This is a genomic window from Prosthecobacter sp. (genome assembly GCF_044378005.1).
In the GTDB taxonomy this organism is placed as follows: domain Bacteria; phylum Verrucomicrobiota; class Verrucomicrobiia; order Verrucomicrobiales; family Verrucomicrobiaceae; genus Prosthecobacter.
In genome coordinates, this window is the sequence record NZ_JBILYB010000029.1 from 35,781 (window position 1) to 51,443 (window position 15,663).

Consider the following 15,663-nt stretch of genomic DNA (forward strand, 5'->3'; position numbering starts at 1 on the left):
GATCCAGAATCATTTCCCTCTCTTCAGCCAGCCGAGTGGGTGGTGGGTGATGGGGAATTTTTCGCACAGGATAGTGTCCACCCGGAACTCGGGATGCACGGCGAGGAAGCTCTGGATCGCGGGCAGCGGACCGGGACGGGCGGCGGCGAAGCGCGGCAGGGTGTCGATGACGCCGTCCTGCACATGGAGGTAACTGCCCGACGTGACGAAGGCATGGTAATGGGCGAGTTCACCCGCGACGTGGGCCTCGGAATGGTCGCTGTCGAGGATGACGAGCACGGGGCCGGAGGCGGAAGCAACGGCGGCACGCACCTGGGCAAGGATCTCTTCGGAGGTGGAACTGCCGATGAGATATTTGATCCGCGGATGGCTGTGGTCGTGGAGCTTTTCGACATCGACGGTGATGATGGAACCCTGGTTCATGAGGTCCATCAGGTGGGCGTAAAAGAGCGATGAACCGCCGCGATTCGTGCCGGTCTCGATGATGAGAGAAGGGCGGACACTGGAGATGACCTCCTGGATGATCCAGAGGTCGGCGATGTTCTGCCAGATGGGATTGCCGAGCCAGGTGAGATTCCCGTAGTTGCCCGTGCGGTGGACGAACTCGTCATCCATGAGCCGACGCAGGAAGGCGGGGCAGAGTCTGCGCAGGAGACTCCCGCAGAGTTGTGAGAAGGCGATCATGATGGGGTGGGTGCCTCCGTGCCGAAGGTCCATGTAGGCTGGATTTTGCAGGGGCCGACGATGCTGGCATCCAGCGGGCTGGCGTTGGGCTGAGGGTCCTGAAAGGTGAAGGCAAGGGCATGTGCCCGATGCTGAAGGGGAACGATGCCATCATTCAGCCAGACGGAGAGAGTGTACTCTCCGGTGAGCAACGGAGCCTGACGAAGCACAAACGTGACGCTGCCCGAGCAACTGGCAGTGAGCGGCGTGGGCGCAGGATGCATGAGGGTGTTTGACCCAAAAATGGGCGCACCACCCAGGGTGTAGAAGACGAGGCCGATCTCCGGTCTGGAGATGGGACGGGGCGAGGTGAAGGAGACCTGGATGTGAAGTTCGCCGAGCGTGAGTGCCTCACTGTCGATCTGGATGCTGGTCACGGCGGGGCCTGAGGTATCCGTGAACTGGGCGCTCATGCGTCCGGCGTCAGAAAGATAACGAGTGATGACCTCGCCAGTCGCACCTGAGGCGACAAGACGCCCCCGGTCGAGCAGCATGACGGAGGAAGCGAGCCGCCGCACGATGTCCATCTGATGACTGACGAGGATGACGGTGCGCCCTTCGGTGACGACATTTTCGATGCGACCGAGGCAGCGCTTTTGAAACTGCGCATCTCCGACCGCTAGCACTTCATCAATGATGAGGATCTCGGGCTCCAAATGAGCGGCGACAGCGAAGGCAAGCCGGACGCTCATGCCGGAGGAGTAGCGCTTCACGGGTGTGTCGAGAAAGGCATCCACATCGGCAAAGGCGACGATTTCATCAAAGCGGGCGCGGATCTCAGCGCGAGTCATGCCGAGGATGGCACCGTTCAGATAGATGTTTTCTCGGCCAGTGAGCTCCGGGTGAAAACCGGTCCCGACCTCCAGAAGTGAGGCCACACGCCCATTAAGCACGAGCCTCCCCGTGGTGGGCTGGGTGATGCGGGAGAGCAGTTTCAGCAGGGTGCTCTTTCCAGCGCCATTCCTGCCGATGATGCCGAGCGTCTCGCCCTGCCGGACCTCGAACGAAAGATCCCGAAGTGCCCAGAAGGAATCGTCTCCCGACTTCGAGCGGCTTTTCCTGAAGCAGTTCATGACCGTCTCGCTCAGTCGCGAGTAGCCGGCAGAGGCGGAGCCAAGGCGGTAAGCCTTTCCCAGTCCAGTGGCGGTGATGACGGGCTCTGACATGCTGTGTGCGAAGTGGATCAGATGGCAGGGCGCTGCGCCACGGCGAGAAGTCCGATGCTGTGGTCAATGGGCATGGGCTGGTGGTCGCGCCGCACGGAGTCCTGCTGGGTCAGGTGGTCCAGAAGTCCGTCCCAGGCGGCGAGATAACGGCGCACCATGGATGAAAGCAGCCGCAGGCTGAAGCTGGCGAGTCCGCTGGATGCAGATGAAGGTGTGGTCAGCATCTGGGTCAGCATGAAGGCCACGGCACGCCTGCCGCAGGTGAGTCGCGTGACGACGACCTCGCTGAACCCGGCCTGCTTCAGCGTCAGCGAGAGGCCGTCCGCCGTCCAACGCCAGTAATCGTGAGGGCAGCCATGGTCCGGGAAAGTGCCGTGAGTGGAAAGGAGAAGCTTCCCACCCGGACGCAGAAGCCGCAGCGCCTCGGCCAGATAGGCGGCGGGGTCTGCCACATGCTCCAGCACCTGGGTGGAAAGCACGAGGTCGAAGCTGGCGGAGGAAAGTTCAGGGAGGCGGCTGTCTGAACGAAAAGCATGGTCAATGTCCGGCGTGCCCGCGAGGTCGGCACGCACATAGCGGACAGCGTTTGGAAACAAACTGCGGTAGGGCGAGCCGCCGCAGCCGTAGTCGAGGATGTGCAGCGGGGCATCGGTGCGGTGCTGCTCCAGCGCCTGACGCAGGTCCGCGAGGTGGAGGTAAAATTGATCCCCCGGCTGCGGATGCAGGCGCTCGCGCACATAATTAGGCATGGCCAGAGATCTGTCCATCAGGCGGAAGTGCGGCGGGGTTTCACCCAGACGCGGCCCGTTTCATCCACACGGTGCAGGAGGATAGGCTCGGGGCAGGAGGCTAAAAATTCATCCACAGCGCGGCGGGCTCCCTGCCAGCAGCCGTAATCGTCCACGATGATGACGCCGCCGGGCGTGACGCGCTGATAGAGATGCGCCAGTTCATGACGCGTGCTCTCATACCAGTCGGTGTCCAGCCTCAGCAAAGCGATCCGCTCCGGCAGGTGTGCAGGGATGGTCTGCTCAACCGGCCCGGCAATGAAGTGCATCTTTTCCGCAGGATAACCGGTCTGGGAAAGTGTGTGGCGCACGTCCTCCAAAGAGGCTTCCGCCCATAGCACGCTCTGCGCGCGTGGAGTTGTGTCGGCGGCGAGAAGCTCGCGTGCCGGAGTGCCCGAGTGATCGCGGTCCATGTCTCCAGGCTGAGTCATGCCGGTGAAGGTGTCATAGAGCCAGAGCGAGCGCGAGGTTTCCGCATTCTCCATCAAGGCCCGCGCCACGAGCGCCATGCTGCCACCGCGCCAGACGCCGCACTCCACAATGTCGCCCGGAATCTGCCAGCGCTGGAGATACTGCACTGCTTGGAGGAGGGCGTAGCGCCGCTCCACACCTGTCATGGTCAGGCCGTCCACGGCACTCAGACGCGCCATGTCGTCCGCAGAGATGTCAGGGCGTGCCTCCGCACGATGTGCCGAAGCGGCGGCAGGAACTTCATGCCACGCCTTCCGCCCTGCATGAAGCACAGCGGCGAGGGCATGTCTGGTACGTTTCAGCATGATGTCCGAGTTCCTCCGCTCATGCTGGTTTCACAGAGACTAGCAAAGAGGTTCTCATACTGCCCCAGGCAGTGCTCCATGCTGAAACGGGCGAATGCATCCGCCGCACCCAGCGCTAGTTCAAAACGCGCCTCGGAATGCGTCAGTGCGAGCATCTCAGCAGCGAGATGGTTCACATCCGCACGTCCATCGGCGGCGAGCGGCACGAGCCGACCAGCGCGCCAGATCATGTCAGGAATGCCACCGATGTCCGTGGCGATCACCGGCTTGCCGCAGGCGAGGTATTCGATGATCGAATTTGGCAGGCTCTCCTCAGGCAGGCAGGTGGGAAGCAGGCCGACATCGAAGCCACGCACCCAGCGCTCAGGTTCGTTTTGCTGCCCGGCGAAGATGATCCAAGGCTCGTTGATTTCGCGCCGCAATTCCTGAAGACAGGGACCGTCACCGATGAGCACGAGTCGGATGGGTTTACCCGCCTCTGCATGCAATCGACGCGCGGCAGTGATGAGTTCACGCCAGCCTTTGTCCGCCACGCCACGCGCCACCATGCCAAAGGTGACGCCATCAAAAGGTTCCAAAGCCGTATCCCCGCCCGCAGAGCCCCTGTATCCATAAGGAATCGTGGTGATGCGGCAGCGCGGATGGAAGCCGAGAGTGTGGGCAACTCGTGCATTTGCCTCTGCCGGACAGACCAGGGCATCGAGCCTGCGGAAGATCACCGCATCCGCCACGGGATCAGGATGACGCGTGTCACCATGATCTGACTTCGTGATCGGAAGACGAGTTTGCTCAAAGGCAGCACAAACCTGACGGGCGGCAGGCATGAGCTGTGCATTCACGATGTCGAAACGGTGCCGCCGATGCAGTGTCCTCAACCGCTGCGTATGCAGGGCCATTTCGGGATCGAAGGCTGGGAAGCGCTTCTGAATCATGAGGGTGAGTTTATAAAACACCCGGTAAGTGAACGGGGTGAAACATGCGATGCTCTCCACTGACAGTCGCTCCGGCAGACGTGCGAGCATGGCTGGGTCAGAACAGCGCAGCGCAGGGATGTAACAGGTGACCTCATGGCGTCCGTGCAGGGCAGTGACCAGATTCGTGAAGAACTTCTCCGCCCCGCCCATGGCAAGGCTGTTCATAGCCATCAAAATGCGCATCGGTCACGCTGCCTGCCGGTAAATCTCCGCCGTCTCCTTCGCAACGATTCGCCAGTCATGCTTCAGCGCATGAGCACGCGCTGCGCACCTCATCTCCTGCTGACGCGAAGGGCTTCCCACCAGATCGCGGATGGCTTTGACCGTGCCGACCACATCACCCGCAGCGCTAAGCATGGCACATTCATCCGTCACATACTCCGGCACTCCGCCCACCCGCTGACTTACCACAGGAGCTCCGCAAGCCATGGCTTCGAGCAGCGCATTGTTCGCTGTGGCATTCTCCGGCAGATGAAGGAAACACGACGCGCGGCGGCTGAGTTCCAACAGCTCGGCATCACTGACTCGAATGCGGTAGCTGACATTCCCTAGTCCGGCGAAGTGGTGCCCTTTGTCCTCAGGTCCGACGAAGACGAAACGAATCCGGCTTTGATCCTCGAAGCATTCAGCCACGGCTCGCATCTGCGCATAATCCCGGCGCGTGCCGCCAACGGCCAGTACCATGAACTCCTCTGGCGCATCAAGACTGGCGGGCATGAAATGATCTACATCCACCCCGTGCCGCACGACATGCAGCCTCTCCGAGGGCACCCGGTGCTGGAGAAAGTAGGCACGCTGTGTCTCGCTCATGAGCAAGATGGCTGCAAAATGACGCATAGTGGATGGCCTGCGGATGACCTGCGGCAGATCGTCCGGGCATTGATGAAAGGTGCCGATGAGGCGCAGGCCACGCGAAGCGCGAAGATCGAGGAATGCGAGGTCGCGGTCACACCAGAGGAAATGCACAAGCTGGCCGGACTCCACTGCGAGGCGCTGACGGACAGCCTTTTCCACCGCGAACGAGCCGCTGGTACACCAGCGTGAGAAGCTGAATCTACGACGAACTCGGGACCACAGTCTCGGAAGTCCACTGGCAGTTTCCTCACGGGCCGCACACACCTTGTCAGCATCGAGATAGTCGGCGAGCACATGATAACCGGAACGGTGGGCGAGGATGTCATCCTGGGACCAGGCGAGTAGCGGCCTCATGCGCGTTGCATCCAAAAACTGCCGCCAGCATTGGCAAGCAAGGCTGGCAATGAATCTCTGAAAAGCCCAGGAAACTGAGCGGCTGCATACCGATTGAAGGCGCGAACCTTCAGATCTGGATTGCCGATCAGAAGCGCACGCAGAAAGAGAGACTCGTTCCATGCGCGCCCTTCCTGAAACCAGTCCATGGGATAGGAACCAGGGTAGAAAATGTCGTGGACATGCACCCAGACACCGGGCTTCAGACGCGGGATGACTCTCAGAAAGAGAAAGGCCACATCGCTGCCCGCTTTCGCCACATGGGATGAGTCGATGAAGAGAAAATCTCCGGCCTCCAGCGTGTCGAAGATTTCCATCGGCATGAATTGCACCGGCTGACGATGAAGCGTGATGCGTCCCATGCCCTGCACGGCGAGCAATTGCTCCAATCGCTGCGGATAGGGTTCGATGCATGTGATCTCGCATTGGCCTCCCATTTGCTCCAGCGTGTCGAGCATCACTGCGGTAGAAAAACCTGATCCGACTTCAATGATCCTCCGAGGCTTCTCACGGTGCATGAGACCGCTGAGCAGAAAAGCATCGGCCAGAGGGAACCAGTCATTTTGCGAGTGATAGCGCCAGCCCGGCTGTGCCTGCTCAGGGAATGAAAGGCGCGGCTTCTGGGCGAGCAGCTCCACATAAAGCGCTCGCTGCTCATCGGGGTGAAGTTCAACATGCTCCCAACATTTCTCATCATCGTGCGGCAGAAATTCGGCAGCAGGATTGGTGCTCTCCAAATCGAGAAGAGGCGAGTAAAAATGGCCGGGAGGAAACAGGCTGGCACCACGGTGATTCGGATAACAGCGCAGCCAGCAGCGTAGAGCGCGTGATTTCAAAAACCGCCATGGGTAGGTCGGATGAAACAAGGTGCGCAGCGGTGGCATGACATCAGATCACGTCGGCAAACGTGCGCTCGGTATGGCGGAAGTATTTGATGCCAACCACCAGGAAAAGAAGACTCAGCACGGAGGAAAGAGCGAAGCTGCCCCAGTGCATTTCCGTAGTGCCGAGGATGGCCCAGCGGAAGCCATCAATCACTCCGACGATGGGATTGATGGAAACGATGATGCGACCGGTGTCACCAAAGCGTTCCTGGATCGCCGACGTGCTGTAAAACACGGGTGAGACGAACTGCCCGAACTGCACCACGAAAGGGATGATGTAGCGGAAGTCGCGGTACTTCACATTCAAGGCCGTGAAGAGAAGACCGGGACCCATCGCTGTGACAAAGGCGAGCGCAGTAAACAATGGCAGAGCACACAGACGCCAGGTCGGCATGATGCCATACCAGATCATCAAGCCTGCGAGGATGACCAGGGAGATGGCGAAATCGACAAACGCCACGACCACAGCGCTCGCGGGCAGGATCATGCGGGGGAAATACACCTTGGAGATGAGGTTGGCATTCCCCACGAGGCTTCCTGCTGATTCACTCAGTGCACTGGAAAAGAAGAACCATGGCAACGTGCCCGCGCAGACCATGATGGCGTAGGGCACGTCATCGCTGGGCAATTTTGCAAGCGTGCCGAAAATTCCAGCACCGATCAAGATGGAGAGTAGCGGACGGATCACCGCCCAGGCGACTCCGATGACGGTCTGCTTGTAACGGACAAGAATGTCACGCCAGGCGAGGAAACCAAACAACTCCCGGTAGCGCCACAGATCAGCCCAGTATTGCTGTGAAGCGCGACCGGCTTCGATGACGAGTTTGCTCATGCCATGATCTTGCCCGTGACGGCTTCCGCCCAGGCAATGTTGTTGAGATACCACGCGACGGTTTCGCGAATGCCCGACTCAAAGGTGTGTGCCGGTTGCCAGCCGAGCTCTCGCTCGATCTTCGAGGCATCAATGGCGTAGCGGCGATCATGGCCGGGACGGTCTTTGACAAAGGTGATCAGCGAGCGAGAACCACCTCCGAGCTCCGGCTTCATCTCGTCCACGAGATCACACATGAGCTGCACGAGATGGAGATTCGCCTTCTCATTGAGGCCTCCGATGTTGTAGGTTTCACCCGAACGACCTTGATGCAGCACGAGCCAGAGAGCCTCGACATGGTCGCCGACGTAGAGCCAGTCGCGCACGTTCATGCCATCGCCATAAACCGGGATCGCTTTGCGTGAGAGAATGCTCTGGATGACCACTGGAATGAGCTTTTCGGGGAACTGATAGGGACCGTAGTTGTTCGAGCAGTTCGTGATGACGGTCGGCAGGCCGTATGTGTGGTGGTAAGCTCGCACCAGCATATCGCTGGAGGCTTTGCTGGCTGAGTACGGTGAGTTCGGCGCGTAGGACGTCGTTTCCGTGAAGAGCCCAGTTTCGCCAAGCGAGCCATAGACTTCGTCGGTGGAGACATGATGAAATTTCACCCCTTCCCTGCCCTGCCAGTGATCGCGACAGGCTTCGAGCAGATGGAAGGTTCCGACGATGTTGGTTTGAATGAAGTCACCCGGCCCCGTGATGGAGCGATCCACATGCGACTCCGCAGCGAGGTGCATGACGTGGGTGATGTCATGCTGCTTCACGACACGGATGACGGCGTCTTTATCACGCAGGTCAGCCTTCTCGAAAACGTAGCCAGGATGCTCCACCCCCGCGAGATTTTCGAGATGCCCGGCATACGTCAGGCAGTCGAGATTCACGATCTTGCGCACCTCGGGCTGTTTTGCCACAAGGCGAACGAGGTTCGACCCGATGAAACCAGCTCCACCTGTAATGAGAAGGTTCATAGTTTGAATCAAGCGGCGCTCAGGCCCACCCGGCGGACTTCACCGGCTAACCCGGCCAGGTAGTCACGATACTCGCAGTTCGGCATTGTGGAGACCAGCACCTCGAAGTCTTCGATTTTCAGAAACCCGCGATGCAGCGCAGCCTCCTCAGGACAGCCAAGCTTCATCCCCTGACGTTTCTCGATGGTCTGTACATACGCAGAAGCATCATGCAGGCTGCTGCTCGTGCCCGCGTCCAGCCAGGCTGTGCCACGGCTCATGCGCACGACGCGTAGTTTGCCACGCTGGAGGTATTCCTTGTTCACGTCCGTGATCTCCAATTCACCACGCGCAGACGGCTTCATCTCACGCGCGATCTGCACGACGCTGTTGTCGTAGATGTAAACTCCGGGCACGGCGAAGTTGCTACGCGGCTGCTTGGGCTTCTCCTCCAAAGAGATCGCCTGACCTTCTCGATCAAACTCCACGACGCCATAACGTTCGGGATCAGTAACGTGGTAGGCAAAGACCGTGGCACCACTTTGGAACTCACTAATGGCGCGCGGGAAAGCGTCACCGCCGAAGAATATATTGTCTCCGAGGATGAGTACGACCTGATCCTCACCAATGAAATCATCGGCGATCAAGAATGCCTGGGCGATACCAGCAGGTTTCTCTTGTTCTCGATAGTCGATGCTGATGCCCCACTGCGTGCCATCGCCGAGCAACTGCTTGAAGCGTGGCAGATCATGTGGTGTGGAGATCAGGCAGATCTCACGAATGCCCGAAGCGATGAGTACGGTGAGCGGATAGTACACCATCGGCTTGTCATAGACCGGCTGGAGTTGCTTGCTTGCCACCTGGGTCAGCGGATACAGCCGTGAACCGGCTCCGCCTGCGAGAACAATGCCTTTCATATCAGTTCAGCGTGTGACCATCCAGTCGTTGAGCACCAGGACATCCATCTTCGTGCGCAGGAAGCAATCCAGCGCTTCCTGAGGGCGACAGACGACGGGTTCATTTTCATTGAAGCTCGTGTTCAGCACCATCGAGACACCCGTGATAGCTTTGTAGGCGCTGATGAGACGGTGATAGCGTGGGTTCGTCTCCTTGTGTACCGTTTGCAGGCGGCCAGAGCCGTCCGCGTGGGTCGTGGCGGGCACGAGAGCACGCTTCTCTTGCCGCACTTGGAAGACCTCCATCATGAAAGGCACATCATCATCCTGCTCGAACCACTCGCTCACATCTTCACGGAGAATGCTGGGAGCAAAGGGGCGGAAGGACTCTCGGCGTTTGATCTTCAGATTCAGGATGTCCTTCATGTCGGCGCGACGCGGATCACCGAGGATGCTGCGATTGCCCAGCGCTCGTGGCCCCCATTCGAGGCGGCCTTGGAACCAACCGATCACCTTGCCTTCCGTGATAGCCGTAGCGGTGGTCTGGCAAAGCTCGCCTTCATCTTCAAAGCGCCGCACGGTGCAGCCCTCGGCCTGGATGTCGGCAGCGCGTGCTTCGAGCAGCGCCTTGATCTCCGCTTCGTTGGATTGCGGCCCGACATAGGCGTGATCCATCACAAAGCGCGGCGTTTTCTCCATCTGCCTCGCCACGACAAACGCCGAACCAATGGCACCGCCCGCATCACCGGCGGAGGCGGGCAGATACATGCGCTTGAAGGGCGAGTTCAGATAAACCCTGCCGTTCGCCACCGAGTTCATGCCGCAGCCACCGGAGAGGGCGAGGTTGGTGCAGCCATAGCGCTTGTGCAGCGCATTCAGCATCGCGAAAAAAGCCTCCTCATACATCGCTTGGGCGCTGCGGGCCATGTCGCGGTGCTTCTGCTCCAAGGCTTCACCTTTCGCGCGCTCGGGGCCGAAGAGTTCCTCCATCGCTTCTTTGCGATACAGCGTGCCGACCTCAGGGCAGCAGTCGTCCCAGGTGTAGTGGACGTCGTCGCTGTGATGGCGGAAGTATTTCAAATTCAGCCGGTAGGTGCCATCGGGCTGGATCTGCACGATCTGGCGCATCTGCGGCAGATACTTCGGCTCGCCGTAGGGAGCCAGGCCCATCACCTTGTATTCATCGCCATAATACGGGAAGCCCAGGAACTGCGTGATCACCGTGTAAAAGATGCCCAGCGAGTGCGGGAAGTACACGCGACCGTCGATGTCGATCTGATCGCCATGGCCCATACCCCATGCACTGCTCGCGAAGTCGCCGAAGCCATCCACCGAGAGACATACCGCCTCGTCAAAGCCTGACACCAGATACGCCGAAGCCAGATGCGCGAGGTGATGCTCCACCCGATGCACCTGCGCGCGCAGCGTCTGGCCCGGCATCGCGCTTTGCAGTTGGTCTTCAAAGCTCGCGGCCCGACGAATATTGCCGAGACGCTTCATGATGAGGCCCAGACTCGGCCTCTTGCGCAGCACATACAGCGCACGGCGAAGATTGTTCACCTTCGGGTTCCGATTGATCGCCACATGATCCACATCACTCAGCTTCAGACCCGCGTCCTCCAGACACCAGCGGATGGCCTCAGTCGGCATGCCGGACCAGTGTTTGATCCGGCGGAATCGCTCCTCCTCCGCCGCAGCGATCAGTTTCCCATCCACCACCAGCGCGGCAGCGGAGTCACCGTGATAAGCATTCAGTCCGAGTACAATCATGAGTCAGGAAATCCGGGCACGCTGCCGCCATTGGTCATCTTCTTGTGAAGCTCCAGAAAGCACGGTGCAGAGGTTGGTTGAGGCCCTTTTTTCGGATAAAGGGAGCGGGACTCTATCACGCTGAGTATCAGCGCAAAGCATAAACTCGTGCGCAAATGTTCGATTGACACACCCCTCATGTTGACGGCCTCGGTAAGATACCCGACTACCCCGAAATCCTCCCTATCCCCATGCAAATCCGCCTCTTCATCAAACCCGGCTGCCCCTGGTGTGACGAAGCCATCGACTGGCTCGCCTCCCACGGCATCTCCTTCACTACCCTTGATGTCGTTCGCGACTCTGCAGCCCGCGCCGAGATGCACGCCCTCACCGGTCAGACCAAAGCCCCCAGCATTGATGTCGATGACCACATCCTCGCCGACTTCGGGGCCGACGAACTCGAAGCCTGGTGGGCCAAGATGAAGTTCCCCATGCCGTGAGCCCCCGCCGGACCAGCTTCGCCCTGCTTTTCGGGCTTCTCCTCAGCTCCTGTGCCACCGGCAGGTTGCAAAAAGTCCCCTCCCAGCCCGCCGCCGTCACCTCCCCGGCCTTCGCCGCCGAGGTCAGCAGCCTCACCGGCCAGAGCTGGACCTCCGGGAATAGCGTCCGCACCTTGCCGAACGGCGGCAGCTTCATCCCCGCCATGCTCAGCGCCATCCGCAGCGCCCGGCACACCCTCACTTGGGAAAATTTCGTCGCCGTGGATAGCCAGCCCGTCGCTGACTTCACCGAGGCCTTCATCGAGCGGGCCAAAGCAGGCGTCCAGGTCCGCATCCTGCTCGACCACTACGGCTGTAACACCTATGGCAAAGCCCACCTCGCCGCGATGTGCGCCGCCGGCATCGACCTGCGTTTCTACAGCCCCTGGCGGCTGCCAAATATCCTTCTTTACAACCATCGCACCCACCGCCGCATCCTCGTCGCCGATGGAAAAACCGGCTTTGTCGGTGGTGCCGGACTCGCTTACGCCTGGGACGGCCACGCCGAAGGTCCCCACCGCTGGCGCGACACCATGTATGAGCTGCGCGGCCCCATCGTCGCCCAGCTCCAGCACGCCTTTAATGACAACTGGCAGGAGATCACTCACCAGCCCGTCACCGGCTCCCACCACTTCCCCGCCCTGCCAGCCGTCGGCACCCTCACTGCCCAAAGCATCCTCGGCGCGCCGAAAAAAGGCCCCGACACCATCGGCAGCACCTTCTTGTTAGCCATTCGCGCCGCACGAAAGAGCATCGCCATCTCCCACGCCTACTTCATCCCAAACCGCCCGATCATTGATGCACTCTTCGAAGCACGGCGGCGCGGTGTCCACATTGAGCTTCTCGTCCCCGGCAAACATACCGACATGCCCATGTGTGCCTGCACCACCGCCCCACTCCTGCGTCGCTTCATCCAGGCTGGCATCGAAGTCCGCGAATATGAAGCCTGTATGATGCATGGAAAACTCGTCGTCATCGATGACCACCTCAGCATCATCGGTTCAGGCAATATCGACCAGCGCAGCTTCTTCATTAACGACGAAAATAACGTCCTCGTCCTCAGCCGCAGCTTTGCCAGCGAGCAGCTCGCCATGCACGCCGAAGACAAATCCCGCAGCCGTCTTTTAAAGATGGAAGACCTCCGCCAGCCTCTCGGGCAAAAACTCAAAGGATGGCTCGGGCGGCGAGTGCAGCATCAGTTGTGACAGCTTTGAAGTTGGCGATGCAATGCCACGCCTAAATTGCAGTCTGAGTGGCGTTTGACGCACAAAATCCCCTTACTCCTTGCCAAAGAACTCTTCTTCCTTCCGCAGCGCATTTACTTTCCAAGTCTCCGGGTAGAATCGCACGATGCACTTCGGGCGGTAGCCTTCGAGCATGAGGTCCATGTTAAGTTTGATCTGCAAACCGCTGCTGCCGGGTTCGACGGGGATTTTCTTCACTTCGAGAATGCTACCGGTTTTTCGGTCATTCACGGGATCGTAGGTCATCAAGGATTCGCGAGCGACGGCAAGACCGCCGCGAGGCTCGGTGGGCGGCAGGCTGCCGTCTTTCGGTGGCGGGGCGTTGGGGTCTTTGAGCGTGAGTTCGTCGAAGAGTTTGGGATCGACATTGCTAAAGAAGGTGACGGTGACGAGTGGAGGCGATAGCGCTCGAGTTGATGCGCTCCATGAGTTCCAGCCACTGAGGTGTGTCTTCAAAGCCGATCTTGGTAGAGAGATTGTCGATGCGGAAGTCACCCTTATGCACAGCGGCGTCGTGGCATTTGAGGCAGTGCTTTTCCAAATAGGCCTGCACTTTCGGATCGAGCGCAGACGCGGCGCTCCACGCTGCCTGAGGAGCAAGCGTGAGAGCGGTGGCAAAGCAGGTGAAAAGATGGCGGTCCAGCATCGGCGAGTCTCATTACGAACCAAGGTTGAGGATCATGCAGTACCCCCGAACTATCGAGGGGACGCGCTCACCCGACTCCATTCACGACATTTTCCAGGCGCTGCCCAGTCACAGCAGCGAGTGCAATGCGGGCGGAGGTGCTGCGCATCTCGATCTTCGATTCGACACTGCAAAACGCGGCGTGGCAGGTAGCGATGAGGTTGGGCGTCGCAGCTTCTTCGGCGGTGCGCAAAGGCTCGTCTTCAATGACGTCGAGCCCGGCTCCGGCGATGCTACCGTCCCTGAGAGCCGAGAGGATGGCGTCTTTCTTGATGATGGCTCCGCGTGCCGTGTTCACGACGAAAGCGCCATTCTTGAGCACCGATAGCTCGCGCTCGGCAATGAGGTGTTTGGTTTCGGCATTCAGGGGGCAGTGAAGAGAAAGCATATCCGTTTGAGCCAGAAGTTCATCGAGCGTGCGAACCCGTGTGATGCCGACAGCTTTGTCCGCGCCGTTGGGCAAATAAGGATCATGGAAAATGACGCGAAAGCCGAGAGCCTTTGCCCGCAATGCCGTCGCAGTACCGATACGTCCGAGGCCGACGATGCCAAACGTGAGTGTACTTAGACGACGGAGTTTGGGACCGATCCTGATGTTCCAGCCGAGCTGTTTGGCTTCCTGATCGAGCGGGATGATTTGCCGACAAAGCGTCATCGCCAGTGCGATGGCATGGTCGGCGACCTCCTCGGTGCCGTAGTCGGGCACATTGCACACGGCGATGCCGCGCTCGCGTGCTGCGGCGACGTCAACGCTGTCGAAGCCGACGCCGTTTCGGATGATGGCGCGGCAGTTATTGAGTTTGGCGATGCCTTGAGCCGTGAGTGGCATGTTGTGCCAGATGATGATGGCGTCAGCAGTGGCGATCTCATCATTCAAGTCGGCATCGGTGTCGCAGAGATGGCGCGTGACCTTCGCGGCATGGCCGATGATGTGTTTCTCGATGGCAGACTCCGCATCGCCCTGCGGGGCGGTGCGCCAGTCGATAATGGCGATGTGGGGCATGGTGGGATTCGGGAGTTCTGGTCAGCGTTGGGATTTGGTGCCATGATCGCCGCACCAGATGAAACGATTATTTCTCACACCTCTCGCTTTTATCCTCGCCCAATGCGCAGCGCCGCAGCCCGGCAGCACTCCGGGCAGCCTGGCACCGACAAGTTCCTGGGGCATGCCGCAGATCATCAATGTGTCGGCCTACGATCCGAAGGAGCGGCAGCGTGAAGGTCGTGGCTTCTCGGAGCATGATGTCTCCGCGCTGCGGGCGAATGGAGCGAGCGGTCTCATCGCTCGTGCGGGCAAAGGCGGGAACCTCGATGAGAAATGCGCTAGCTTCCTCTCCTCCGCAGATCGGGCGGGATTGCTGCCTGGAGTTTACTACCGAGTGCAGCGCCACGTCGATGCGGTGACACAAGCGGATCAGTTTGTGAACCGCGCCTTGTCGCTGGCACGCAGCCGCACTTGGAATGCCCCGGCGCTGCTGCTGTGCGGGGATTTCGACGGCGATCTGTCACTCTCCGCCATTCTGCGTTTCATGGATCGTGTGGAAAGCCGCACCGGCGTGGTGCCGGTGGCGTATTTGGAGAACAGCACGCAGCTAAAGCAGACGCTGAGCCGTGCCGATGCAGCCACGAAGGCCAAGCTGCGCCGCATGCCCTACTGGCTCGCTTTGTATGCGCATGATAGCGGCGCAGGGCCGGTGTATCCCGCACCGGGCAATCCGAGCGGTCTCGTGGATCAATACGACGTCTGGTCAAACTGGACGATGTGGCAATACGGCGGCGTGGACTGGCAGGGCGGTCGTTCGCGGCCCAAGGTTTACAATCATGGGCGCTACCACTTCCCGCTCTACTTTGGCAATCTTGATCGACCAACTGAACGCAATGTCTTCAACGGCTCGCAGGCCTCGTTGCAAAGCTTCTGGCAGCGGCACGGACTGCGGCTGCGCTAAACACAAATCCCCGAGCAGCATGAACCTCCTCACCAAAATCCGTGGCGATTCCGCCGCCCTCCCTCCTCGTGCTGCGGGCAAAGCTGTCGCACTTGCCTTTGTCGGCGGCTTTCTAGGCGGTGTTTGAAAACCCTCAACAACCGTATCTGAGCCAGTCGATGATGGAGGCGAATTGAATGAGGGAGAGGAAGTGAAGGGCAAGCTTGTCGCGCCTTGTGCTTGAG

The 15,663-nt window shown here is 59.8% G+C and carries 17 protein-coding genes; 3 read left to right on the forward strand and 14 right to left on the reverse strand.

Annotated elements, in window-relative coordinates; genetic code table 11:
• Positions 1 to 9 precede the first annotated feature (9 nt).
• The 11 genes from AC6FTP_RS08455 to AC6FTP_RS08505 are packed head-to-tail and all read right to left on the reverse strand — an operon-like array spanning position 10 to position 11,046.
• On the reverse strand, positions 10 to 684 hold the full coding sequence (locus tag AC6FTP_RS08455) for a CmcI family methyltransferase (RefSeq protein WP_497206473.1): 675 nt from the start codon (positions 682 to 684) through the stop codon (positions 10 to 12).
• The gene (locus AC6FTP_RS08460; RefSeq protein WP_497206474.1) at positions 681 to 1,889 is read right to left on the reverse strand and encodes an ABC transporter ATP-binding protein; all 1,209 of its coding nucleotides are present in this window, start codon (positions 1,887 to 1,889) and stop codon (positions 681 to 683) included. Before AC6FTP_RS08460 ends, AC6FTP_RS08455 begins: the two co-directional genes overlap by 4 nt.
• A 17-nt stretch (positions 1,890 to 1,906) precedes the next feature.
• Positions 1,907 to 2,656 carry a class I SAM-dependent methyltransferase gene (locus tag AC6FTP_RS08465; protein WP_497206475.1) on the reverse strand — a complete coding sequence of 250 codons (750 nt, stop codon included), beginning with the start codon at positions 2,654 to 2,656 and terminating at the stop codon, positions 1,907 to 1,909.
• The gene (locus tag AC6FTP_RS08470; RefSeq protein ID WP_497206476.1) at positions 2,656 to 3,453 is read right to left on the reverse strand and encodes a TylF/MycF/NovP-related O-methyltransferase; all 798 of its coding nucleotides are present in this window, start codon (positions 3,451 to 3,453) and stop codon (positions 2,656 to 2,658) included. Before AC6FTP_RS08470 ends, AC6FTP_RS08465 begins: the two co-directional genes overlap by 1 nt.
• Complete coding sequence (locus AC6FTP_RS08475) at positions 3,447 to 4,592, reverse strand: glycosyltransferase (protein WP_497206477.1); 1,146 nt, start codon at positions 4,590 to 4,592, stop codon at positions 3,447 to 3,449. Before AC6FTP_RS08475 ends, AC6FTP_RS08470 begins: the two co-directional genes overlap by 7 nt.
• A 21-nt stretch (positions 4,593 to 4,613) precedes the next feature.
• Positions 4,614 to 5,636, reverse strand: coding sequence for a glycosyltransferase family 4 protein (locus AC6FTP_RS08480; protein ID WP_497206478.1), 1,023 nt, complete (start codon positions 5,634 to 5,636; stop codon positions 4,614 to 4,616).
• Entirely contained in the window at positions 5,633 to 6,559 is a 927-nt protein-coding gene (locus tag AC6FTP_RS08485) for a class I SAM-dependent methyltransferase (protein ID WP_497206479.1), read from the reverse strand. The genes AC6FTP_RS08480 and AC6FTP_RS08485 overlap by 4 nt, the downstream gene beginning before the upstream one ends.
• 4 nt (positions 6,560 to 6,563) lie before the next feature.
• Positions 6,564 to 7,391: an ABC transporter permease gene (locus AC6FTP_RS08490; protein WP_497206480.1), complete on the reverse strand. Its 828-nt coding sequence runs from the start codon at positions 7,389 to 7,391 to the stop codon at positions 6,564 to 6,566.
• Positions 7,388 to 8,401 carry a dTDP-glucose 4,6-dehydratase gene (gene rfbB, locus AC6FTP_RS08495; protein WP_497206481.1) on the reverse strand — a complete coding sequence of 338 codons (1,014 nt, stop codon included), beginning with the start codon at positions 8,399 to 8,401 and terminating at the stop codon, positions 7,388 to 7,390. Before rfbB ends, AC6FTP_RS08490 begins: the two co-directional genes overlap by 4 nt.
• A gap of 8 nt (positions 8,402 to 8,409) precedes the next feature.
• Positions 8,410 to 9,297, reverse strand: a complete 888-nt coding sequence (gene rfbA, locus AC6FTP_RS08500) for a glucose-1-phosphate thymidylyltransferase RfbA (protein WP_497206482.1) — start codon at positions 9,295 to 9,297, stop codon at positions 8,410 to 8,412.
• Between the two features lie 6 nt (positions 9,298 to 9,303).
• Entirely contained in the window at positions 9,304 to 11,046 is a 1,743-nt protein-coding gene (locus tag AC6FTP_RS08505) for a carbamoyltransferase family protein (protein WP_497206483.1), read from the reverse strand.
• A 230-nt stretch (positions 11,047 to 11,276) separates the two neighbouring features.
• On the opposite strand from AC6FTP_RS08505, the gene AC6FTP_RS08510 reads away from it, so the two are divergent.
• Entirely contained in the window at positions 11,277 to 11,525 is a 249-nt protein-coding gene (locus tag AC6FTP_RS08510; RefSeq protein WP_497206484.1) for a glutaredoxin family protein, read from the forward strand.
• Positions 11,522 to 12,769, forward strand: coding sequence for a phospholipase D-like domain-containing protein (locus tag AC6FTP_RS08515; RefSeq protein ID WP_497206485.1), 1,248 nt, complete (start codon positions 11,522 to 11,524; stop codon positions 12,767 to 12,769). Before AC6FTP_RS08510 ends, AC6FTP_RS08515 begins: the two co-directional genes overlap by 4 nt.
• Positions 12,770 to 12,841: 72 nt before the next feature.
• Here AC6FTP_RS08515 and AC6FTP_RS08520 read toward each other — a convergent pair whose 3' ends face one another.
• From AC6FTP_RS08520 to AC6FTP_RS08530, 3 genes are all read right to left on the reverse strand, one after another.
• Positions 12,842 to 13,264 carry a hypothetical protein gene (locus AC6FTP_RS08520; RefSeq protein WP_497206486.1) on the reverse strand — a complete coding sequence of 141 codons (423 nt, stop codon included), beginning with the start codon at positions 13,262 to 13,264 and terminating at the stop codon, positions 12,842 to 12,844.
• Positions 13,179 to 13,454 (reverse strand): c-type cytochrome domain-containing protein, encoded by a 276-nt coding sequence (locus AC6FTP_RS08525; protein WP_497206487.1) that lies wholly within the window; start codon positions 13,452 to 13,454, stop codon positions 13,179 to 13,181. The genes AC6FTP_RS08520 and AC6FTP_RS08525 overlap by 86 nt, the downstream gene beginning before the upstream one ends.
• Before the next feature lie 67 nt (positions 13,455 to 13,521).
• On the reverse strand, positions 13,522 to 14,496 hold the full coding sequence (locus tag AC6FTP_RS08530) for a C-terminal binding protein (protein ID WP_497206488.1): 975 nt from the start codon (positions 14,494 to 14,496) through the stop codon (positions 13,522 to 13,524).
• A gap of 58 nt (positions 14,497 to 14,554) precedes the next feature.
• On the opposite strand from AC6FTP_RS08530, the gene AC6FTP_RS08535 reads away from it, so the two are divergent.
• Positions 14,555 to 15,439 carry a GH25 family lysozyme gene (locus tag AC6FTP_RS08535; protein WP_497206489.1) on the forward strand — a complete coding sequence of 295 codons (885 nt, stop codon included), beginning with the start codon at positions 14,555 to 14,557 and terminating at the stop codon, positions 15,437 to 15,439.
• Positions 15,440 to 15,663 lie beyond the last annotated feature (224 nt).

Coding starts and splice junctions, on each gene's coding strand:
- AC6FTP_RS08480 (WP_497206478.1), bottom strand. CDS start 5,636: ATGAGGCCGCTACTCGCCTGGTCCCAGGATGACATCCTCGCCCACCGT.
- AC6FTP_RS08465 (WP_497206475.1), bottom strand. CDS start 2,656: ATGGACAGATCTCTGGCCATGCCTAATTATGTGCGCGAGCGCCTGCAT.
- AC6FTP_RS08525 (WP_497206487.1), bottom strand. CDS start 13,454: ATGCTGGACCGCCATCTTTTCACCTGCTTTGCCACCGCTCTCACGCTT.
- rfbA (WP_497206482.1), bottom strand. CDS start 9,297: ATGAAAGGCATTGTTCTCGCAGGCGGAGCCGGTTCACGGCTGTATCCG.
- AC6FTP_RS08470 (WP_497206476.1), bottom strand. CDS start 3,453: ATGCTGAAACGTACCAGACATGCCCTCGCCGCTGTGCTTCATGCAGGG.
- AC6FTP_RS08490 (WP_497206480.1), bottom strand. CDS start 7,391: ATGAGCAAACTCGTCATCGAAGCCGGTCGCGCTTCACAGCAATACTGG.
- AC6FTP_RS08530 (WP_497206488.1), bottom strand. CDS start 14,496: ATGCCCCACATCGCCATTATCGACTGGCGCACCGCCCCGCAGGGCGAT.
- AC6FTP_RS08455 (WP_497206473.1), bottom strand. CDS start 684: ATGATCGCCTTCTCACAACTCTGCGGGAGTCTCCTGCGCAGACTCTGC.
- AC6FTP_RS08505 (WP_497206483.1), bottom strand. CDS start 11,046: ATGATTGTACTCGGACTGAATGCTTATCACGGTGACTCCGCTGCCGCG.
- AC6FTP_RS08485 (WP_497206479.1), bottom strand. CDS start 6,559: ATGCCACCGCTGCGCACCTTGTTTCATCCGACCTACCCATGGCGGTTT.
- rfbB (WP_497206481.1), bottom strand. CDS start 8,401: ATGAACCTTCTCATTACAGGTGGAGCTGGTTTCATCGGGTCGAACCTC.
- AC6FTP_RS08535 (WP_497206489.1), top strand. CDS start 14,555: ATGAAACGATTATTTCTCACACCTCTCGCTTTTATCCTCGCCCAATGC.
- AC6FTP_RS08510 (WP_497206484.1), top strand. CDS start 11,277: ATGCAAATCCGCCTCTTCATCAAACCCGGCTGCCCCTGGTGTGACGAA.
- AC6FTP_RS08460 (WP_497206474.1), bottom strand. CDS start 1,889: ATGTCAGAGCCCGTCATCACCGCCACTGGACTGGGAAAGGCTTACCGC.
- AC6FTP_RS08475 (WP_497206477.1), bottom strand. CDS start 4,592: ATGAACAGCCTTGCCATGGGCGGGGCGGAGAAGTTCTTCACGAATCTG.